At 69.7% G+C, this 21,575-nt stretch carries 18 protein-coding genes; 14 read left to right on the top strand and 4 right to left on the bottom strand.

What is annotated here, in order from left to right:
• Positions 1-28: 28 nt before the first annotated feature.
• Positions 29-886, top strand: a complete 858-nt coding sequence (locus FQ137_RS05195; RefSeq protein ID WP_149291446.1) for a nitrilase-related carbon-nitrogen hydrolase — start codon at positions 29-31, stop codon at positions 884-886.
• On the top strand, positions 883-1,989 hold the full coding sequence (locus tag FQ137_RS05200) for a hypothetical protein (RefSeq protein ID WP_149291447.1): 1,107 nt from the start codon (positions 883-885) through the stop codon (positions 1,987-1,989). The genes FQ137_RS05195 and FQ137_RS05200 overlap by 4 nt, the downstream gene beginning before the upstream one ends.
• Before the next feature lie 212 nt (positions 1,990-2,201).
• Here FQ137_RS05200 and FQ137_RS05205 read toward each other — a convergent pair whose 3' ends face one another.
• On the bottom strand, positions 2,202-3,506 hold the full coding sequence (locus tag FQ137_RS05205) for an FAD-binding oxidoreductase (protein WP_149291448.1): 1,305 nt from the start codon (positions 3,504-3,506) through the stop codon (positions 2,202-2,204).
• A gap of 90 nt (positions 3,507-3,596) precedes the next feature.
• Positions 3,597-4,280, bottom strand: a complete 684-nt coding sequence (locus tag FQ137_RS05210; protein WP_149291449.1) for a hypothetical protein — start codon at positions 4,278-4,280, stop codon at positions 3,597-3,599.
• Between the two features lie 131 nt (positions 4,281-4,411).
• Between FQ137_RS05210 and FQ137_RS05215 the strand changes: the two genes are divergently transcribed.
• A complete protein-coding gene (locus FQ137_RS05215; protein WP_149291450.1) occupies positions 4,412-5,464 on the top strand; it encodes a DUF368 domain-containing protein in 1,053 nt (350 codons plus the stop codon).
• 112 nt (positions 5,465-5,576) lie between these two features.
• Here the strand turns inward: FQ137_RS05215 and FQ137_RS05220 are convergent, their stop codons facing one another.
• Entirely contained in the window at positions 5,577-6,368 is a 792-nt protein-coding gene (locus tag FQ137_RS05220; RefSeq protein WP_149291451.1) for an ROK family protein, read from the bottom strand.
• Positions 6,369-6,869: 501 nt separating this feature from the next.
• Here FQ137_RS05220 and clpB point away from each other — a divergent pair.
• The 4 genes from clpB to FQ137_RS05240 all read left to right on the top strand — a co-directional run bounded on the left by clpB (position 6,870) and on the right by FQ137_RS05240 (position 14,355).
• On the top strand, positions 6,870-9,422 hold the full coding sequence (clpB, locus tag FQ137_RS05225; RefSeq protein ID WP_149291452.1) for an ATP-dependent chaperone ClpB: 2,553 nt from the start codon (positions 6,870-6,872) through the stop codon (positions 9,420-9,422).
• 719 nt (positions 9,423-10,141) lie between these two features.
• Positions 10,142-11,080, top strand: coding sequence for a hypothetical protein (locus FQ137_RS05230; RefSeq protein ID WP_149291453.1), 939 nt, complete (start codon positions 10,142-10,144; stop codon positions 11,078-11,080).
• 131 nt (positions 11,081-11,211) lie between these two features.
• Positions 11,212-12,090, top strand: coding sequence for a sulfurtransferase (locus FQ137_RS05235; RefSeq protein WP_149291454.1), 879 nt, complete (start codon positions 11,212-11,214; stop codon positions 12,088-12,090).
• 102 nt (positions 12,091-12,192) lie between these two features.
• On the top strand, positions 12,193-14,355 hold the full coding sequence (locus FQ137_RS05240; RefSeq protein WP_149291455.1) for a hypothetical protein: 2,163 nt from the start codon (positions 12,193-12,195) through the stop codon (positions 14,353-14,355).
• A gap of 68 nt (positions 14,356-14,423) precedes the next feature.
• Here the strand turns inward: FQ137_RS05240 and FQ137_RS05245 are convergent, their stop codons facing one another.
• On the bottom strand, positions 14,424-15,617 hold the full coding sequence (locus FQ137_RS05245) for a hypothetical protein (protein ID WP_149291456.1): 1,194 nt from the start codon (positions 15,615-15,617) through the stop codon (positions 14,424-14,426).
• A gap of 458 nt (positions 15,618-16,075) precedes the next feature.
• On the opposite strand from FQ137_RS05245, the gene FQ137_RS05250 reads away from it, so the two are divergent.
• The 7 genes from FQ137_RS05250 to FQ137_RS05280 all read left to right on the top strand — a co-directional run bounded on the left by FQ137_RS05250 (position 16,076) and on the right by FQ137_RS05280 (position 21,575).
• The gene (locus tag FQ137_RS05250; protein WP_149291457.1) at positions 16,076-16,801 is read left to right on the top strand and encodes a hypothetical protein; all 726 of its coding nucleotides are present in this window, start codon (positions 16,076-16,078) and stop codon (positions 16,799-16,801) included.
• Positions 16,802-16,890: 89 nt separating this feature from the next.
• Entirely contained in the window at positions 16,891-17,634 is a 744-nt protein-coding gene (locus FQ137_RS05255; protein WP_149291458.1) for a hypothetical protein, read from the top strand.
• A gap of 31 nt (positions 17,635-17,665) precedes the next feature.
• Positions 17,666-18,550: a hypothetical protein gene (locus FQ137_RS15330; RefSeq protein ID WP_188064779.1), complete on the top strand. Its 885-nt coding sequence runs from the start codon at positions 17,666-17,668 to the stop codon at positions 18,548-18,550.
• A gap of 196 nt (positions 18,551-18,746) precedes the next feature.
• Positions 18,747-19,304 carry an orotate phosphoribosyltransferase gene (gene pyrE / locus FQ137_RS05265; protein WP_149291460.1) on the top strand — a complete coding sequence of 186 codons (558 nt, stop codon included), beginning with the start codon at positions 18,747-18,749 and terminating at the stop codon, positions 19,302-19,304.
• A gap of 5 nt (positions 19,305-19,309) precedes the next feature.
• Positions 19,310-20,068: a lysoplasmalogenase family protein gene (locus FQ137_RS05270; RefSeq protein WP_149291461.1), complete on the top strand. Its 759-nt coding sequence runs from the start codon at positions 19,310-19,312 to the stop codon at positions 20,066-20,068.
• The gene (locus tag FQ137_RS05275; protein WP_149291462.1) at positions 20,065-20,880 is read left to right on the top strand and encodes an SDR family oxidoreductase; all 816 of its coding nucleotides are present in this window, start codon (positions 20,065-20,067) and stop codon (positions 20,878-20,880) included. Before FQ137_RS05270 ends, FQ137_RS05275 begins: the two co-directional genes overlap by 4 nt.
• The gene (locus FQ137_RS05280; RefSeq protein ID WP_149291463.1) at positions 20,877-21,575 is read left to right on the top strand and encodes an RNA methyltransferase; all 699 of its coding nucleotides are present in this window, start codon (positions 20,877-20,879) and stop codon (positions 21,573-21,575) included. Before FQ137_RS05275 ends, FQ137_RS05280 begins: the two co-directional genes overlap by 4 nt.

Consider the following 21,575-nt stretch of genomic DNA (forward strand, 5'->3'; position numbering starts at 1 on the left):
ACCGACAGACGAGACGAGGGGGACCGCCGTGCGCATCGCCGCCGCCCAGATCCTGACCGGACGCGATCCGAGCGACAACCTGCGGTTGGTCCGCGAATCGGTCGCCGAGGCCGCAGCCCGGGGGGCCCGCGTCGTGGTGTTCCCCGAGGCCACCATGCGCGCGTTCGGCTCGGGCCGACTGGACGAGATCGCCGAACCCCTCGATGGCCCGTGGGCGACCTCGGTGGCCGCCAGTGCACGCGAGCACGGTGTCCTCGTCGTCGTCGGCATGTTCACGCCCGGGCAGGGCGGCCGCGTCCGCAACACGCTCCTGGTCACCGGCCCTGCAGGGAGCGACGCCGCGGGCGGGCCCGAGCGCGAACTCCACCTGGGCTACGACAAGATCCACCTGTTCGACGCGTTCGGATTCGCCGAGTCCGACACCGTCGAGCCGGGCGATGCGACGCGTGTGGTGGCCGTCGACGGCGTGGGGGTCGGCGTGAGCGTCTGTTACGACATCCGCTTCCCGGGCCAGTACACCGCCCTCGCTGCGGCCGGCGCGCGCCTCATCCTGTGCAGCGCGTCGTGGGGGGCCGGGCCCGGCAAGGTCGATCAGTGGCGGCTGCTCGCCCGGGCCCGTGCGCTGGATTCGACCACGTTCCTGCTCGCGGTGGGCCAGGCCGATCCCACGGTGGCCGGCGTCGAGGTCAAGCCCGGCGCGCCCACCGGCGTGGGGCACTCGCTGTTCGTCGGCCCGGACGGGACCGTGCGCGCCGAGGCCGGCGCCGGGTCGGAACTGCTGGTGGTGGATGTCGACGACGACGAGGTCACCGACATCCGGAAGGTGATCCCGGTACTCGCCAACGGACGGGTCACGGAAGAGTCCACCGGGGGGATCCCGCGGTGACGGGGCCGGGCGATCCACGCAGGGGCGACGGGCCCGCTGACCCGGAGCACCCGAGTGACGAGGCGGTCACCGAGCCGAATCCGGCCGTCGAGCCGGGCGCCGATCCGCCGACGGAGCAGCTCCCGCCCGCCGATCCGCCGACGGAGCAGCTCCCGCCCGCCGATCCGCCGACGGAGCAGCTCCCGCCTGCCGATCCGCCGACGGAGAATCTTCCGCCGGTCGGGGCGGGGGAGGAGAGCACGGCATGGTCGCAGTACGCGGCGAGCACCGGGGCCGGGCAGAGCACTGCCGACCCCGCGGCGACCGCTGGATTACCCACTTCCGGCTTTCCCGCGGGGGACGTCCCGCCACCTGGCGACGTCCCGCCGCCCGAAAATGGTTCCTGGGATGACGGCGGCTGGGATGACGGCGGCCGGGGCGGCGGCTCGACGCCGTGGATGATCGCTGCCATCCTGCTCGCCGTGGCGCTGGTCGCGGGGCTGGTGGTGTGGCTTGCCTCCGTGGGCGGCGGGAGCGACGAGCCCGTCGCGGCCCCGACGACATCGACGCAGACCACCACCACGCAGACCAGCCGCACTACGCGGTCGACCACCCCCACGACGACTGGCCCGCCGAGCGCTGCGGAACGCTGCAGCCCGGGATTCGTGGCCGACCAGCTTGGCGACGGCAGGACGGTACGTGAATGCGACGAGCGGTTCCTGCTGGTCACCCGTGACAGTGGTGAGATCGAGCTGCTCTCGTGGCGAGACGACACCTGGGTGTTCCTTGCCGAACCCACCTCGGACGTGTGCCGCGAACAGCTCGAGCAACTGGGCGTGCCTGACCGGTTCCGCCGCGTGTTCCAGCCCTGCGAGGTGGCCAGCAGCACGACCACGTCGCAAACCACCTCGACGAGCCCGACCACCACGACAGCAACCACGACCAGCTCAGCTGCCGCCACCCCGCCGAGCGGCGAACCCCAGGCAAGCGACGACGGCCGCGGCGCGGCGGACGGGGACGGCGAGAACGGTGACCGAGAGAACGCCGATACCGCGGCCGCCGCCGGCACCGGCGCCGAGGCCGCAGGGGCGGACGGGACAGGTGGGGCAGGCGGGACGGGGTGACGAGTCTCCGCGTGCGTCAGCTGGGCATTCCGACAGCGAGAGTCCGCGCCGATGCTCTGCGGCCGTGACCTGCGCGTCCTCTGCGGTCCATAGCGCCAGCGCACCGCGGAACAAGGCGTACATACCGCCATCGCAAGCCGAAGGGGCAGCGTAAGCGGCGGCCGGGTGCCTCCAGGGCGCCGACCGGGCAGGTGATGTCAGGGGCGGCGACGTCAGGGGCGGTCGAAGCTGATGTTCGCCCGGGGAGTGCCGACCGCGACCAGCCCACGGACCGTCGCACGCACCATGCCGGGAGACCCGGAGACGATGACCTGCCGGTCCGCCCACGATCCCCACTGCGTGACCGCCTCGACGAGGGTTCCGGTCTGCTGACGGTGCAGCGTCCGGGGCAGCTCCTGCCGGGGCCCGGCCCACCAGGGGTCCTCGTCCTCCTCGGCGACGGGCTGGATGGTCAACCACGGGGCGCTCGCGGCGAGGTCGACCAGCGTCGGCAGATCGTAGAGGTCGCCGGGGAAACGGGCCCCGTAGAACAGGTGCACGCGCGGGTTGTCGCCGTGGCGCATCATGTCCAGCAGCAGGCACCGCAGCGGCGCGATCCCGGTTCCGCCCCCGATCATGAGCACATCGCGGAACGGCTCGGTCCGGTCCACCTCGAGTAGCCCGAGCGGGCGGGCGAGCACCCATCGGTCGCCCACCCCGACGCCACGGACGAGCGACCCGCTGAGCGCGCCGCCGGGCACGTCGCGGACATGGAACTCAATCTGCCCGGCCGGGTTCGATGGGATGGACGGGCTCAGCCTCCGCCACACGCCCGGCGAGTAGGGCGTGAGCGCGCTGAGGTACTGCCCCGGGTGGTAGTCGATCATCACGTCGCTGATGAGCCGCACCACCGCCACGTCGCGCGTGGGTCGCAGGACCTCCACGACGGTCGCGCCGACGCGCGCGGGCCCGTTCTCGACGGCCGCGCCCTGCTGCAGTGCGGTCGAGAGCACCTGGTAGGCGGTGCCGAGGGCGGTCTCCAGCCGATCGTCCCAGCCCCGCCCGGCGAGGTGGCGCAGGGTGTGGGCCAGCGCCTCCCCGAAGCGTTGGTGATGTCCGGGTGTCAGTTCGAGTTTGCGGTGATCGGCCCCCAGGTCGCGGGCGAATTCGACGACATTCTCGACCTTCGCCCGGTCGCCGTGCGCGTACTCGGTGGTCTCGAACGCCCACCGCATCGCGCGGACGAAGTCCCGCAGCACCGGTGTGGCGTCGCGGGGGAAGAGTTCACGGAAGTCGGGGTCGGCCGCGCGAAGGGCCCGGGCGAACAGTTCCGGGAACCGCTCGTCGGACAGTAGGTCTCGCAGCACCAGGAGCGGGGGCGCCTCCGGGGCGACGTCGACCGGCTGTTCGAGCGGGTCCGCCAACGGGTCCCTTCGCGGCCCGAGGAACGGGTCCAGGTCGATATCCGAGACGAGGCGCTCCACCTCGGAGGCACGGAACGACTCGTCGGCTGGTTCCGCCCCGGGGCCGTTGATCACCGTCGCACGCCTCCCGTCTCGTCGTCCTGGAAACAGACCTGTCCTCGCGGTGGGATCCCGCTGTCACCCACCCTATCCGCGTGGTGCGGCTCAGCGCCCGAGGGTGATGTCGACCCCCGCACGTAGTTCGTCCTCGGTGTAGGTCAGCCGGCCGCGCCCGGGGAGTTCCACCATGTAGAACGAGCCGCCGGCGGGGACATCGGCGAACTCGAACGTGAACGTGCAGGAGGAGAGGTCGCCGCCGGAGTAGGCGAGCATGTCCGAGCTGATCGGCGACGTGCCGCCCTCAATGAGTGTGATGGTGGTCCCCTCGCCGATGTCCGACAGGGTGATGGGCAGGTCGCAGCCGATGCGGTCGCCGGAGACCGGCTCGGCGGGGGTGGCCACGACGGTGAACGTCCCGTCGACGGTGAACGAGCCGGAACCGGGGGTGCGCTCCGACGGTGGGAGAGCCTGGGGGAAGAGGTCGCGGCCGGGGTCGGCACCGCGGCCAGTGTCGGACCCGGAACCGAGGACGATCACGCCCGAGACCACGACGACGAGGGCCGCCACGCCGATGATCGCCGCAGCCGCGACCGTGCCTCGAGGGCGGCGTTCTCCCGGTGCGCCGGCCGGAAGTGGGGCGTCGCCGGGACGGCCATCCGGGGCCGCACCGGGGTCCGCGTTCAGGTCCGGGGCGTGCGGGTCCGGTCCGGGAACCGGGGAGGGCAATGGCTGTGGCGGGTCGCCGTAGCGGTAGGTGCCGTCGGCCAGGGGCGGGTAGTGCATCGGCATGTCCCGACCTCCCACGCCAGCCCGGGGCACGTCGCCGGATGACGCGCCGCTGACCCCCGAGAGTAGTCATCCCCGCCGGGCGACGGGTGCGTAGCTTGGTCCGAGCGGTCCGCTTCGGGGAAGCTGGAACGATGACTACCGATTCGTCGAGGACCGAGCACGCTCACCCCGGCCCTGTCGACCCGGGCCACGACCCGGTCGCCGACGTCGATCTCGACCCCCGGATCCCGGCGCCGACCCGCCCGGGACCGCTCGGACTGCTCGGCAACGTAGTCCGCGGCGGACTCATCGGGATGGCGGAGCTCGTCCCCGGGGTCTCGGGCGGCACGGTGGCGCTGGTGACGGGCGTGTACCCGCGACTACTGGACTCCGGAGCGCACGTCGTCGACGGCGTTCGCTCGGCTGCCCTCGGGCCGGAGCGGCGGGCCCGTACCCGTGCGGCGTTCCGGCACGTCGACTGGTGGCTGCTGCTACCGCTCGCGCTGGGGATGCTCGTCATGGTCTTCACGCTGGCCGGGGTGCTCAAGGGGTTTGTCGAGGGTAGCCCCGAGATCTCCCGTGGGCTGTTCCTCGGAATGGTCGCGGCCAGCATCGCCGTGCCGCTGGGGATGGCGCGGTCCACCCCGGGCGGGCGCGGCTGGGCGGCGGGGCTGATCTTCGTCGTCGCGGCGGTGTTGGCGTTCGTGCTGTCCGGCCTGCCGAGCGGATCGATCGACGACCCGTCGTATCTGCTGGTGTTCGTTGCGGCGGCGGTGGCGATCTGCGCCTTGGTGCTGCCCGGCGTCTCCGGGTCGTACCTGTTGCTGGCGATGGGGCTATACGCCCCGACCCTCGGTGCCGTGGACGAGCGAAACGTCGCCTACCTGGGGGTCTTCGCGCTGGGGGCGCTCGTGGGCATCTCCCTGTTCGTCAAGGTCCTCGACCGGCTGCTCGAGAACTTCCGCAAGCCCACCCTGATGGCGATGGCGGGGCTCATGTTGGGGTCGCTGCGCGCGCTGTGGCCTTGGCAGACCGACGAGGCCGACGTCCTGGCCCCCGGTTCGGACTGGCCCGCGGTCCTGGTCGCCGTCGCGGCCGGCGTCGTCGTGGTGCTGATCGTGTTGGTGGTCGAGCGGGTCGTGGCGGCCCGGACCGCGACCGCCGGTCACAGTCCGGTCAACACCTCCGCCTCCAGCCTCCGGTAACCGGCCTCCATCCCGTCGACCATGCTGGACTGTGCCCGCCGGATCGGCCAGACCCGTCCGGTGCTGGTCTAACGGATGCTCGCCTCGGCCGGACCCGGCCGGGGGCTCCGGCTCAGCGCAGCTCCGGCAACGCCAGTCCAGCGGCCACCGCCGCACCGAACAGGGCGGTATCCCGCGATGGCGAAAAGACCACCCGCGGCGTGGCCACGGAAATCGGCAGTGACTGCAGCTGCTCGGCGACCGGGACGTGGAGAGCCTCACCCAGGCCCACGACGATCCCCCCGGTGAGCAGTACTGTCCGCGGGCGGAAGAGCTGCACGGCATCCACGAGGAACGAACCGAGCCGGTAGGCGTAGATCTCGGCGGCGCCGTCCCCGTGCTCACGCTCGAGGTCGTACAGTCCGTGACCGCCCAGGCCCCACCAGGCCTCGGTGTTGGCGCCGTCCCCGACGATGCGCCAATGCCCGAGATCCCACCCGGTGCGGCCGCACGGGTGAATGAGAGCTCCGTGGCGATTAAGTGCACCGAACGCCAGGGAAGAGCCGAGTGAGATGGCGATCCCGCCGAACTCGACTTCCGGCAATCGCGTCAACGCGAGCGCGTGGGCGTCGCCGTCGCCGATGACGGAAACGGGAGCGTCGACCAGCGACACGAGCTCGGTGCGCAGCTCACCCTCCGCCCAGGCGGCGGCCCGCGAGGACACCACCCGGCCTCGGTCGGCGTCGACGTGGCCGCTGAGGGATACGCCCACGCCGGCTGGCGAGTCATCGACGGTAAGGACCGCAGTGGCGAGGTCCTCGGCCGTGGCCACCTCGACCGCGTGGACCCCAATCACGTGGCCGTCGACGACGGCGCCGATGCGCGTACCACTGCCGCCGATATCGACCACGACGCCGTTCCTCATCGGTTACCCTCCGGTTCTCCCGTCACCATTGTCACCACTACTTCGTAGCGACCGCGCGGCGGGCTGGGTGCTGCTTGCGACGGCATGGGGTACGCGCGGCACGAGTCGGCGCGGGATCATCCGGTGCGGGCGTCGGGGACCATGTCGCGGGCGATCTCCACCGGAATGGTCACCGCCAGAAAGTAGACGGGCAGCCTCGTCGCGCGGGCCAGAGGGCTGTCGTAGCCCATGGCTCTACCTGCTGCTTTCCGCAGCCGACGGAACCGAGGAAGGGAAGGGCACGTCGGGCATGAGGCCTGCCTGTGGGTTTGAGGGGCGGCGAGTGGGGACGGGATCGCCGGAGAACAAGAGCGTACTCAGGTAAAGCGACGTCCGCGCCAAGGATGTCGACCTGAGCGGAATAGACTCAAGGTTGCGGCGGTTGTACGGGATGTCCGTTGCGCACAGTGCCGGTTATTGATTCCAGTACGCTCAACCATACGTCGAAGAAAGGACCGGTCGATGAGTCAGTTCAACCCCACGACCAAGACCCAGGCAGCTCTGTCGGCCGCAGTCCAGGCCGCCTCCGCGGCAGGCAACCCGGATGTGCGTCCGGGGCACCTGCTCGTTGCACTTCTCGAGCAGCAGGACGGAATCGCCAAGCCGCTCCTCCAGGCCTGCGGCGTGGACCCACAGTTGGTGCTGACCCAGGCCACGGAGCTCGTCGGCGGGTATCCCAAGGCGTCCGGCTCGGGACTCGCCGCTCCCAATCTGAACCGTGATGCCCTCGCCGTCATCAATCACTCCCAGACCCTCGCGGCGGAGATGGGCGACGATTACGTCTCCACCGAGCACGTCCTCGTCGGTATCGCCGCCGGCCACACGGGTGGCGACGCGGCCAAGCTCCTCACTGAGCTCGGCGCGACTGAAGCCGCCCTCAAGCAGGCCTTCACTGCCGTCCGCGGGAACACGCGGGTGACGACCGAGAACCCCGAGGACCAGTACCAGGCGCTCGAGAAGTACGCCACGGATCTCACCGCCCGCGCCCGTGAGGGGAAGATCGACCCGGTCATCGGGCGTGACTCCGAGATCCGCCGCGTCGTCCAGGTCCTCTCCCGACGCACCAAGAACAACCCTGTCCTCATCGGTGAGCCCGGCGTCGGCAAAACCGCCATCGTCGAGGGGCTGGCCCGCCGCATCGTCGCAGGAGACGTCCCCGAGTCCCTCAAGGGCAAGTCTCTGCTCTCGCTGGACCTGGGCTCGATGGTCGCCGGCGCGAAGTACCGCGGCGAGTTCGAGGAGCGACTGAAGGCCGTGCTCGACGAGATCACCGCCGCCGAGGGGCAGATCATCACGTTCATCGACGAGATCCACACGATCGTGGGGGCCGGCGCGACCGGCGAGGGCTCGATGGACGCAGGCAACATGATCAAGCCGATGCTCGCCCGCGGAGAGCTGAGGTTGGTCGGCGCCACCACCCTCGATGAGTACCGCAAGTACATCGAGAAGGACGCCGCCCTGGAACGTCGCTTCCAGCAGGTGTACGTGGGCGAACCGAGCGTCGAAGACACCGTCGGCATCCTGCGGGGACTCAAGGAACGGTACGAGGTGCACCACGGTGTGCGCATCACCGATTCCGCCCTGGTCTCCGCCGCGACGCTCTCGGACCGCTACATCACGCAGCGGTTCCTGCCGGACAAGGCGATCGATCTGGTCGACGAGGCTGCCAGCCGGCTCAAGATGGAGATCGACTCGCGGCCCGAGGAGATCGACGCGGCCGAGCGAATCGTGCGCCGACTCGAGATCGAGGAGGTGGCGCTGGGCAAGGAGACCGACGCGGCGTCCAAGGACCGCCTCGTGGCCCTGCAGGCTGAGCTGGCGGACGCCAAGGAGAAGCTCTCCGAGCTCACCGCCCGCTGGCAGAACGAGAAGACCGCCATCGAAGGCGTGCAGAAGATCAAGGAGGAACTCGACGCCCTGCGCACCGAGTCCGAGAAGGCCGAGCGCGACGGCGACTACGCCCGGGTGGCCGAGATCCGCTACGGCCGTCTGCCGGAGCTGGAAAAGCAGCTCGCCGACGCCGAGGAGTCGGAGGCTGCAGCCGGCGCGATGCTGAAGGAGGAGGTCGGGCCCGAGGACGTCGCCGAGGTCGTCTCCGTGTGGACCGGTATCCCCGTGGGCAAGATGCTCGAGGGTGAGACCGAGAAGCTGCTGCGCATGGAGGACGAGATCGGTCACCGGGTCGTCGGCCAGCGCGAGGCCGTCCAGGCCGTGTCCGATGCCGTGCGTCGGGCCCGAGCCGGGGTTGCCGACCCCAACCGTCCCACCGGGTCGTTCCTGTTCCTCGGACCGACGGGCGTCGGTAAGACCGAGCTGGCCAAGGCGCTGGCGGAGTTCCTGTTCGACGACGAGCGGGCGATGGTCCGCATCGACATGAGCGAGTACTCCGAGAAGCACAGCGTCTCGCGGCTCGTCGGTGCCCCTCCGGGGTACGTCGGCTACGAGTCCGGTGGACAGCTGACCGAGGCGGTGCGACGCCGGCCGTACACGATCGTCCTGCTCGACGAGGTCGAGAAGGCGCACCCGGACGTCTTCGACATCCTCCTGCAGGTGCTCGACGACGGTCGCCTCACCGACGGGCAGGGGCGCACGGTCGACTTCCGCAACACAATCCTCGTGCTCACGTCCAACCTGGGCGCGGGCGGGAGCCGCGAGCAGATGATGGACGCGGTCAAGCGCGCCTTCAAGCCGGAATTCATCAACCGTCTCGACGACGTCGTGATGTTCGATCCGCTCAGCGAGGAGCAGCTCGAGTCGATCGTCGACATCCAGATCGATGAGCTCGCCCGCCGACTCAAGGGTCGGCGTCTGGTGCTGGAGGTCGACGACGCGGCCAAGGGCTGGCTCGCCCGCCGCGGCTACGACCCGGCCTACGGCGCCCGCCCGCTGCGCAGGCTGGTGCAGCAGGCGATCGGCGACAAGCTCGCCCGTGCCTTGCTCGGTGGCGACATTCGAGACGGCGACACCGTGCGGGTCTCGCTGGCAGAGGACGGGGAGTCGCTCAGTCTCAACTGATGCACGGCTGACGCGCCGCTGACGCGCTCGGCGTCTGACGGGCCCGACCACCCGGGGATGGTGGTCGGGCCCGTCTCGTCGTGTCTGCTGACTATCGGCCTGTTTGGGCCGTGAAAGGCGTGGTTTCACGGAGCCTGTCAACTCAACGAGGGCGCGAACCTGTCACACAGACGGGAGGAAACCGCACTGCGAGGCTGGATGTGACGTAAATCACACAGACTATTTTCGGGGTGTCGCGGTGCTCGCGGGGGCAGTCCGAGGACGGTATCCGACCCCGGGGCTAGCCCCCTCAACGGCCCGCGGTCCGGCGCGCGGGTGGGGTTGGAGACCCCAGTGGGTGTCGCGGCGTGGGTCTTCCCGGGGGGGCCAACGCGGCCATCGGTGCAGGTAGAAGAGTTGTGGGTTTTCGGGTCTCAGGGTGACGCGAACGGCGATTGAAATTCGAACAAAAAACTGGGTTTACCGGACGAAAAATAGGCCAAAAGAGCGCATCGAACCGCGGCGATTGCCCATGTAAATCGTCGGTCCAAAACCCGTAAATAGGACACTTGACCTGCGGAAACTCCCGTGGTGGTCTTGAGTGGTGCGAGCACCCGACTCGCGACCCGGACCTACCCGAGGAGTCTCAGTGACCACGCGCAGGAGTTCGAACATCGTTCCCTCCCGGGACCTCCTCACCGCCGGACTTAGCGACCGCGATCCCCGAAAGGCGGCCAGGCATGACCGAACCCCAGAACCCCGAACCCCAGAACCCCGACCACGGTGACCCGATTCCCACCCGGGGCACCGCGGCCGTGGGTGGACCGACCGACGGAGACGTTCACGGAGGAATCCCGGCTGTATTCACGAAGGCTCTGCTCTTCGAGGACCAGGACCGGGGCCTGGACTACGCCCAGGGGTCGGTTGAGCAGCTGACCCTGGGCCTGTCCGTCTGGCTCACGGACATCGCATCGGACGGGTCCGGTCGCGGCCAGGACGCCTCCGATCGGGCCCGCTTGCTGGGGCGGATGGTCGATCAGCTCCTCACCATGAGCACCCTGGTTGAACTCTCCCTGCGCCAGCGACTGGAGGAGGGGGACCCGACCACCGCATGGATCCTGCTCGAGCAGGCCCGCCAGCAACTCGGCTGGGCTGCCCGCACTGCCGGTGCACTGAGGCGGGCAGTGGCCGCGAAGGCGGGCCTAGCGTCTGCCCCGGGGGATGCCTCGGACGCCGACGCGGTGTTCCCGGGCGAGGAGCCGCCGGCGGCCCTCGTCCTGGAATACCTCCTCCAGCGGGACCTCATCCCGCGCCCGGAGTACGCGGGGGAGCTGATGGACATGGGTGAGGGCGTCGGAGTAATCCCTGATCCGCGCCCGGAGACGCCGCTCGAACTGGTGCCGCTGCAGATGCTCTCCGCCACTGCAATGCAGTGCGGGTCGGTTATCGCCGACGCGATGCCGCGCACTCTCGTGGACCGGATGGCGTACGGCACCTATGTGGCCAGACTGGTCGACGAGGCGGCGGAGCTCCTTCGCGAGCATGGCCGCGCGACCGTTCAGCGCCGGCTCCAGCGCCTCGCCGACGTCGCGCAGGAAGCCGCCGACATCGTGTGGCAGCTGACCCCGGGGCCGCTGGAGGTGTTCCCGCCGCGCGAGGGCGGGCCCGCAGCCGCCTGAACCGCCGCGCGGGCGTCGGCTGGCCGGCAGCGGTGTGCGCAGTCACCAGGGCTTCGGCGTCCGCGTGAAGCCGGTCACCGCGGGACAAAGTGGAAGGGACCCTTCGCCGTCGTAAGGACTATCCTGGGCATGTGACCAGAGACCCCGCCACTGACACCCAGGTCCGTCCCCTCCTCGTCACGGCCCGCGAGCTGATCGAGGACGTCGCCACCCTGCCGACCCCCGTCATCCTGGACGTGCGGTGGCAGCTCGGTGACACCCGTGGGCGGGAGCACTACTGGTCCGGTCACATCCCCGGCGCGCAGTACATGGACCTGCCCGGCGACCTCGCGGGCCAGCGCAACGTCCGCGAGGGGCGCCACCCACTCCCGTCGCCCGATGATTTCCAGAGCGCACTGCGCCGGGTCGGTATCGACGACGACAGCCGCGTGGTGATCTACGACGACTGCGGTAACACCTCCGCCGCACGCGCCTGGTGGCTCATGCGCTGGGCGGGCAAGAAGGACGTCTACCTGCTCGACGGTGGCCTCAAGGCGTGGATCGCGGAGGGGGAGGACCTGGCGGTGGGGCCCGGTAACCCGGTCACGCGCGGAGACTTCACCTTCGACCTGGACCACATGCACACTGTCGGCATCGACGACGCCGCGACGTGGCCCGAGCGGGGCGTGCTCATCGACGCCCGCACGCCGGAGCGCTACGAGGGCAGCACGGAGCCAATGGACTCGCGCGCCGGCCACATTCCGGGCGCTGTGAACATGCCCACCGGGAACTTCCTCGACGAGACCGGCCACTTCCTGCCGTCCGACCAGATCCGCCGGATGTTCGCCGACGTGGGCGTGACCGATGGTGCGGACGCGGTCGTCTACTGCGGTTCGGGCATCCATGCCTGTCATACGCTGGCGGCGATGGAGGTCGCAGGCATGGAGGCCGGCCGGTTGTTCCCGGGTTCGTGGTCGCAGTGGTCTGCGGACCGGAAGCGGCCGGTCGCGCTCGGCGATCAGCCCCGCTAGCTGCACCCCGGGCTGCGGACGCCCGCCCTGCCGGCCCGTCTCGCACCCACGCGCCGTGGCGCCTGACCGGCCAGACCGCTGGCGCTGACTACCCTCGAGGGCATGGTCTGGATCAGTTTCCTCGTGGCTCTCGTGCTGCTCGTCGCGGCGATCGTCCTGCTGCGCCTCGACGCAAAGCAGCGCGGTGGCGGCGTGCGCCGTCGCGATGCCCGGCATGACGGCGCCGCCCAGGGGAGACGATCGGGGGCCGTCGGCGCCCCGCCGGTCGGAGAACTGCCGAGCGACGACGACGAAGACCCCCTCTCCGCCGCTCCGGCGGACGAGGCCGAGCAGGGGGCCGGAGCCGCCAGCGGTGGGTCGGAACCCCGTCTCGCGCCGTTCCAGTTGCCCGCGGACCCGCACATCGACACCCCGGCGGCCGCGGGGATCGAGGAGCCGAAGGAGAGCGACGAGCCGGAGCCGGACGCCGCGACCGATCCTGCCCCCGCTGCAGACGCCGACGCTGACGGCGACGCAGACCTGCGCGCCGTGGCCGATCACCCCGAGCCCGCTCCGCTCGACCAGGACGAGCCCGCTCCGCTCGACCCGACGGAGCCGACGGGGTCGACGGTAGAGTCCTCGCCGCGACTTCTCGACCGGGTACGGGCCCTACTCCCCGCACGGCGGCGGCGTGGTGCCGCGCCCGAGCCGGTCGAGGAGACCCCCGTGGACCCGCTGGCGGGTTCGCCTGTCGTGCGCTGGCTGGAGGACCGAGAGTTCGCGCCCACCCCCACGCCGGCGCCGGAGTTCATGCACGGCGATTTTGCGGGCGGGCTCAGCGCCCTGGGCACGGTCTCCCACGGCGTGTTCCGCGGCCGACGGGCAATCATGGGCGTCACCGGCGGGCGCACGGTGATCGCGCTGCGCCGCGACACGGCCTCCGACGTGGTACTCGACCTGAGCCGCCCGGACATCGACGCCGAACCCGGTTTCCACGACGCCGGCGAGATCGGCGCGCTGGAGGCCCGGACCTCCGACTACGGTCGCCTCGACCTCATCGATCGCGGCCGACTGGTCGACGCCGTGGGTGACGTGCCTGCCGGGGTGCGCCGCATCTGGGCCGAAGGCGAGTGGGTCGCGGCGACGATCGACGGCGTCGACGACCCCTCCAGCTGGGACGACGTCGTGGTGGCGCTGCACGGTGCGGCCGATGTGCTGGCCCCGTTCCCGCCGATCGGGGGACGGGCTCGCGCGCTGCCCGTGGAGATCGACCCGGGTGCGCCAGGTGCCGCGGCGGGACCCGAGGCCGACCCCACCGTCGGGATGGATGGCGAGGTCGGCACCGGGACTCACGGCGACCCGTCCACTGCAGGGCTGCCCGATCCGGAGGACTTTGCCGTCGTCGACGACGAGGGCGCCGCTCCCACAGCCGACAACGTCATCGTCGGGGCCACCGACGAGCTCTCGGACGAGCCCTCCGGCGAGGACACCACACCGTCGGCGCTCGAACCCCGGCGGGCTGGGCACCTCCGTCTGGTGCCCGAGCGCAAGGGCGTTCGCGATCTGACCGACGCTCCCGTCGTGGCCGATCGCGGCGATGTCTCGGGCACGGCCGCCGAGCCCACCGCCGAGGACACGGATGCCACGGAGGATGTCGGGGAGCCCATCGTCGAGGAACCCGATCCTTTCGCGCAGATCATGGAACCGTCGGGCCCGGTCCCGGCTCGCGGTGATGTCGCGGCCGACCACCTGGCGCCGAGGCCCCCACTGTCGCGACCGACACGCGGTATCGGGCAGGCCTATCCCGAGGACGCCTCTGTCCCGCCGCTCGCCGCCGGCGCGACGACCGGCGGCGCCGGCATCAAACCGCTCGGCTCAGAGGACGACGAGGACGAGATACGTGACGAGGTGGCGCGCTTTGACGCCGCCCGCATCGACGGCGGCTCGGACCTCGAGCGGACCCCGGGCGGCCGTCACGGCTCCGAGACTGCAGAGGAAGGTTCGGAGGGCGACACAGGCCGACTCACGGTTGCGGACCTCGCAGCCAAGGTGGGCGCGACGCCGTCGAGTGGTCGGCGTCATCGGCGACGCGCGGATCCCGATGAGCAGACCGATGGCCAGGTCGATGAGCAGTCCGACGTCGAACCTGACGGTGAGCCAGGGGATGCCTCCGGCGCCGACAACACCGGGGCCGGGGGAGCGGTCGCTGGCCGCGAGCGTCCCGGCGTCGACCCGGACGTGGAGCAGACCGCCCGCCTCCAGCTCCCCCCTGATATCCGGGACTGACTGCTCACGCAGAAGGGCCCGACCGCGCTGACTGCGCGGTCGGGCCCTTCTGCGTGATGCGAGGTGACTCAGCTGGCGGAGCTCAGTAGTCCCGTGACGGTCGGGCTGGAGAGCGGCGCGAGGTCGTAACCAGCGGATCCGGACAGGCTCGAGGTGAGCGAGCCAGCAATCGCAGAATCGATCGGATCGACCAGGGAACCGATCCCCACTGAGCCGGAGTCCAGCGAGCCACTACCGTCGGGCGCCTCGCCGGAGCCGGTGCCGGTGACGATGATTGGCGCCGCGGCTGCCGTCCTGCCGGACCAGCTATCCCCGACCTCGTCTGTGGTCTCGACGATCTCGGCCGTGTAGCGGTACACCTTGTTTGTCGGTGCACGCGTCACCTCGTCCTCGATCGTCACAGAGTTGCCGGTCTCCGGAACCTCGATTTCATCGATCTCCTCGCCGTCGCGGAGGATCCGGATCTTGGTCCCTTCCGGCAGGTCCTTCGCGGGCCGCTCGAACGAGGTCACCACGCTCACGGGCGCCGTCGTCTCCCCGAGGGTTCCCACCTGCGCCTTCACAGTCAGATCGGTCTCCCACTCGAACGGGACCCAGGGCTCGTCGCTGACGGTGGTGGAGGTGAGGGTGTCCAGCCCATCCGGGTTGGTCGGCGTGCACGTGACGGCGGTGCCCGTGTTGCTGGTCCCACGGGTGTAAAGGAACTGCCCGAGATCGAAGGTGATCTCCGTGTCCGACGTGCTCGGGGCACGCATCGTGAAGGTGACCTCGGGCAGCCGGAACACAGCACTGCTCGTCTTGGCCAAGCCCGAGTTCGTCGATGTGCCGTTCTGGGGCGATGTACCTCCCCACAACCGGACGGTGGTGGGATCCAGGGCGGTCAGTTGAGCCGTTCCGGAGTTGAAACCGGCCGCCTGGCCCGAGATCTCATACGACAGGTAGTCCGCGTTTTCGGGGACCGTGATGTCGTAGGTGACCCGGCCCGTCCTCGTCTGGTTGGGCTTCATCTCTCCCGGGTGGATCGACACGGAGAAGAACTCTCCGGGCGCGACGGTCTCGGGGTAGGAGACCTCGACCTCGTTGACCCAGGCCCCCTGCGCGCCGATGTTCTGCGCGGCGTCAGGAGTGCAGGTGTAGGAGACGGCAACCGGCGACGGGCCTGTCGGGGTTTCCTGCGCGATCGCGGTGGGGGCGAGAGCGACAGTGGCGGCCAGTGGCATCGCGGCACTGGCCACGATCGCCGCAGCGCGTTTCAACAACATTGGACGTCCTTTTCTCGAGGGATCCGCCGGAGCCGCCCCATAAACAGACGATTATGTGAGGTCGAGCCCGGGCGGGAGGCTGGCGGCCTGGCGGCCTCCGTTGCACGTAGCGTTCGAAGTGTGACACAGATTACTCAGGCGCATCACGGATTTGTTACACCGAAATGGACGCGGTGTCATTTTGGGGCGATTCTGGCGTCGGGCGCATCGGCGAGATCTATTGACTGGTGAGTGGGTTTTTCGTCTAGCGGAGCCGTACGAGTTGCCAACGGGAAGGGAGGTGTTTTTGTTTACAGAGGTTTATAAAGTTATGGGAATGAGACAGTAAAGGGCAGGCCATCCATGTGTGCTGTGCCACAGTCGTGGGGACTATCGATCTGGGTGGAAGACCGGCCTCCTGCTGGCGGCCCGGAATTCCACTTCTTCCGGATTTAAGCCAACCCTAAGGAGAACGATCCATGGCACGCACGTGGCACCCTTCCGCCAGAATTGCGGCGCTCGGAATAGCCGCGGCGTTCGTCGCTGTTGCAGCGCCGACCGTCAATGCCCAGATTCCGGGCAACAACCCGCGCACCACCGTGTACCCGGTCGACAGCACTAAGGTCCAGCTCGATGTCGAGCCGGTCGATCTCGAAGCGGGCACCGTTCGGATTGTCGTCCAAAACAACACCGCGTCGAACCTCAATTGCACCGGCATCGGCGGCGGCCCGGCGGCCACGGTCACCACCGCCGAGGTCGTCGCCCGGTCGATCGACTACTTCACTCAGTACCCGCTGTCCGAACTCGCGGATCTCACCCTCAACCTCCCGACCCAGGCGGGCGGTGCGCAGCAGATCAGCCTCGGCTCCGCGCAGGTCCAGGCCGGCAGTGCTGCCGAATTCCTCAACCCGGAGTGGGACGCTCTCAACCAGAACGACGCAGCCCTTGAGCAGGCGCGTCTCGCCGGCCACTACGGCGTGGTGGGGACGACCATCTCCATCCAGGCTAACCAGGCGTTTGAACAGACCGTGCGGCTTGATCACCCGTCCTCGGGGGAGCGGGCTGACTTCCAGACCGGCGTGTTCATGACCTGCACTGTTGATGGCCAGCGCTACGCGTTCCATGCCTACGAGGGTGGGGCAAAGCCGAACTACGGAACGAATGACTCCACGGGCAGCCTCGGCAGCGCGGGCCTGGGCAGCTGACGCCCACGGCGGCAGTTGAACTGCACGCAGATCAATTCGACAGAAACCCGGTCCCGACACGTGGATCGGCACGACAGGAGCACTGAAGCATGATCTCAACCACCTCTACAGCAGTACGTGGGGCAGTTGCCGCGGCTGCCGCCCTCGGGCTTGTGGCCGGCGCGGCCCCGGCGCTAGCTCAGGTGCCCGGCGGCAACCCGGGCGGCTACGTCGTCAAGGTCGACGACCCATCACTCATCGTCACGGTCGCAGAGAAGGGTGAGGCACCCACGCAGATCACCGGGACTATCGAGAACACGACCGATGCGAACTTCCGTTGCGAGGTCCCCCAATTCAATATCGGTGGCGTGAATACGACGCTGGGGTACGGCCAGGTGAGCACCGCGGCAGTGGCGGCGGAAGTCGAAGAGTACTACCGGTCGCGGGTGTTCACCGGTCCCGCTGACACCAACGGTGGCGGCGACCTCATCTCATTCGGGTCGGCTCTGGATGCCTTCCCCGCCGGGAGCGCAGTCGGCTCGGCGGAGACGGCCACGCGCCAGGCGCACAACGAGGCTCGGGTCGCCGGTCGCACAGGTGACCCACGGGTGGGCGGCGCACTTCAGTTCACCGTGAACGCCAACACGACTGTGGACTACACCGCCACCCTGGGTGTCCCGTCCACCGCTACTGGTGAGCGTGGCGAGTGGCGTGCGGCTGCCATCTTCATGTGCCGAAACACGGAGACCAACGACTGGTACCTCTTCACCGGTCTGGAGGATATCGAGGACCCGAATCCGGTCCCCGTGCCCGAAAACTCGGGCAGCCTCAGCGCGGGCTCCCTCGGCTCGTAACCCCCTCAAGACCGATACTTCAAGGAGTCTCATGTCCACCTCCAGTGCCCTCAAGGGCTTCACAGCGGCGACCGCGAGTGCCCTCCTCGTCATGGGCGGGGCCGGGATCGCGAACGCCCAGAACGTCGTCACCGTCGTCCCCGGTGACAACGGGGACGGTCGCACTGTCGTCGTCAATAACCCGGGAATGGACGTTGACGTCGTCAGCGTCGACCGGGTCGCCGGGACCGCCGATGTGACGATGACCAACAATCTCGGCTTCACCGTCTATTGCGAGGCGCCGAACGCGGATACCGCGTCGGGCGCCCGGCCTGGTGGAACAATCTCGACAGCCCCTGTCGCTGAGATGTCCGCCGAGTACTACGCGCGCTTCCAGAACGTCAAGGCTGAAGAGCTCAGCATCCAAAATGGGTCGGTCACCATGAACTTCTGGCCGCTCGGTCAATTGCTCCCGCAGGGCAGTCTCGGTGACCTCGCGAGTGAGTCTGTCCAACTCCGTTCACAGATCACTAAAGCGAACACGAAGGCCAAGATCGACGGGTTGTACGGCACAACCGGAGCCTTCCAGTTGACGAACGGCGCTACTGTGTCGCGGACGATCACGCTCGGCCAGCCGGCCACAAACCCTCGAGGTGAGGACAAGGTCGGCTACTTCACGATGTGCGCGCAGGGTACGAACTCTGCGGCTGCGCAGGGCACGGGCCAGCTGTACGCGTGGTCGGCCTTCGAGGAGGGCTGGCCGCCGGCCAATGTCGGCGGCGGGGACACCGGGTCACTCGGGTCCGGGTCGCTCGGCAGCAGCGGTCCGGCCGACGATAACGGGGCGGGCGGCGACGATGGCAGCGATGGCGATACCGGCGGTGACGACACCGGCGACGGCGACGGTGACAACGGCGGCGAGGTCGGCGAGGGCTGACGCCCACCCCACTGGTAGCAACAACTGAGCAGTAGAGGACGGGTCGGCCGCATACGGCGGCCGACCCGTCCACGTCTGTCTGGGGGCCGTCTAGAGTCGACACCGACGATGACGCCGCGTCGACCGTATCCGTGCAGTTCGTCACCCCACGTCTCAGCGCCGCGCTCACCACGACCGCACCGACCAGAGGAGTCCGATGCCCGCCGCCCCCGATGTCGATCCCGATGCGCGCCGCAGGCTCGCCGAGTTGGTTGCGGAGCTCGCCGTCGTCCATGGCCGCGTCACCCTCTCGTCCGGCCGCGAGGCGGACTACTACGTGGACCTTCGTCGCGCGACCCTCCACCACGAGGCGTCCCCGCTGATCGGTCGGCTGCTGCGTGAGCTCACCGTGGACTGGGACTTCGACGCCGTCGGCGGGCTGACGTTGGGCGCGGATCCGGTGGCCACGGCGATCATGCACGCCCCCGGTCGGCCGATCGACGCGTTCGTGGTCCGCAAGGAGGCCAAGAAGCACGGCATGCAGCGCCGGATCGAGGGCCCCGACATCGTGGGCCGCCGCGTCCTGGTCGTCGAGGACACCACCACCACCGGCAATTCGCCGCTCACCGCCGTGGCGGCCCTGCGCGACGCGGGAGCCGAGGTCGTAGGCGTGGCCACCGTGGTGGACCGCGCGACCGGCGCCGACGACGTGATCCGGGCCGAGGGCGTGGAATACCGCGCGTTGCTCGGCCTGACCGACCTGGGACTGAAGTGAGCGATATGAGCACGACGACGAAGACCTTCGCCACCACCCTCGGGCGGTCACTCCGGGCACGAGTCGAGGCACTGATGGACACCGCCCGCCCGGAGGGGCCCGCGTTCCTCGCTGCCGTCGGTGGGACGGAGATCGCCAAGGCCACCGGCGTCGGCGCGCTGGAGAAGCTGTGTAAGCCGCTCATCGTGCCGGCGGCGCTGACTCTCGCGCTGCGGGACGGGCGGCTCTCGGCCGCGGATACGGCGCTGCTCTCAGCGACCGCGGCGGCGTACACGACGGGCGATGTGATCCTCATGCTCGGCGGCGGACACGCGAGCCGGTCGAAGTCCCGACTGGTCGCCGGCGCCGCGGCGTTCGGGGTGGGCCATCTCGCGCTCGGCGGCCTCATGCTGCGGTCGGGGCTGAGGTTCAAGCCGGTGCAGTCGGTCGTGCACGGGGTGATCGCGGCAGGTGCGGGCGCCGCACTGCTGTCCGAGGGCAGGGAGAACGCGCCGCTGGCGGCCTACGGTGGACTGCTGGCCACGCTGTCTGCGCTCGCCACCTCTGTCGACCGCTCGCACGGCCCGGCGGCGTCGGTGCTGGCGGTTGCCGGCCCGGTGTTCCTGCTCAGCGACGCGCTCATCCTGGCCCGGCGCAAGGCCACGGGCGGATCAGCCGTCGCCAAGGTGGTGGACGTCGGAGTGATCGACACCTACGCCACCGCAGCCCTACTTCTGCTCACCGGCACCGCCGCCGCCGCGCGGACCGCGGGGAGCAGGCCGTGACCGCCGCCGGCCCGGACGCACCCACTGTCCTGATCACCGGCGCGGGTCGCGGGATCGGGGAGGCCACTGCTCGGCGGTTCGCCGACGCCGGGTACCTGGTGGGCGCGTACGACCTCGAGCCCTGTGCCTGGGCGGCGGGTGACGACCGAGTGGTCACCGGCTCGCTCGACGTCACCGAGCCGGCCGCGTGGGAATCCGCACTCACCGATTTCACGGTCCGTACCGGCGGCATCCTCGACGTGCTCGTCAACAATGCCGGCCTGCTCTACGGCACACCCTTCATGGACGCCAGCTACGCGAAGGACTCGGCGTTGGTGGACGTCAACGTCAAGGGCGTGCTGTATGGCTGCCGGGCCGCGTTCCCGTTCTTGGAGAAGGCGTCCGCGCCGACCGTGGTGAACCTCTGCTCGTCGTCTGCGATCTATGGCCAGGCCGAGATGGCGACGTACTCGGCCACAAAGTTCGCCGTCCGCGGGATCACCGAGGCGCTGGACCTGGAGTGGGGACCGCTCGGCATTCGCGTGTGCTCAGTGTGGCCGCTGTACGTGAGCACCGAGATGCTCGAGAGCGTGAACACTGCCGGGATGCGCAACATGGGTGTGAACCTCACCGAGGGCGAGGTGGCCGACGAGGTGCTCGACCTGGCTGAGCAGACGCGGCGCACGTCTGGCGGCGTCCTCGGCCGCATCCGCGCAATGCTGGGCCGGGAAGTGCATCGCCCGGTCGGAAAGCAGGCCACCGCCATGTACCTCTCCTCGCAGGTCGCGCCGAGCCGGCTGGTGCGCTTGTCCAATAAGCGCCTGACCTCGTGAGCGCAGAGCGCGGGAACCTTGCCGGGGGCCCAGCCGCCGCAGCCGATTCGGCGGCCGGCCCAACCGAGTGGGGCGACGGGCAGGTCGGCGTCGGCCCGTGGGAACTCGAGCATCCCGGTGCGCCGCGCCCCACCGGCGACCAGTGGGACCCCGAACTCCTCGACTCTGGCGATCGCCGCAACGTGGTGGACCGCTACCGCTACTGGCGTCGCGAGGCGATCGTCGCAGACCTTGACACCCGCCGCCACCCGTTCCATGTGGCTATCGAGAACTTCGGACACGATGCCAACATCGGCACAGTGGTGCGAACCGCCAATGCCTTCCTGGCAGCCGAGGTGCACATCGTGGGCCGGCGCCGCTGGAACCGACGCGGAGCCATGGTCACCGATCGCTACCAGCACCTGCGCCACCACAGCGACGTCGGCGAGCTCATGGAGTGGGCCCGCGCGGAGGGGCTGCCGGTCGTCGCCGTCGACAACCTTCCCGGCGCCGAACCCCTCGAGACCGCGAGCCTGCCCCGCGACTGCGTGCTGCTCTTCGGACAGGAGGGCCCCGGGGTGAGCGACGACGCGCGTCTGCGAGCCGCGAAGACGGTGTCGATCGCCCAGTTCGGCTCGACCCGGTCGATCAACGCGGGGGTGGCGGCGGGTATCGCCATGCACGCCTGGATCCGCGAACACGCCGCCCCGGCCTGA

This window comes from Dietzia sp. ANT_WB102 (assembly GCF_008369165.1).
Classification (GTDB): Bacteria; Actinomycetota; Actinomycetes; order Mycobacteriales; family Mycobacteriaceae; genus Dietzia.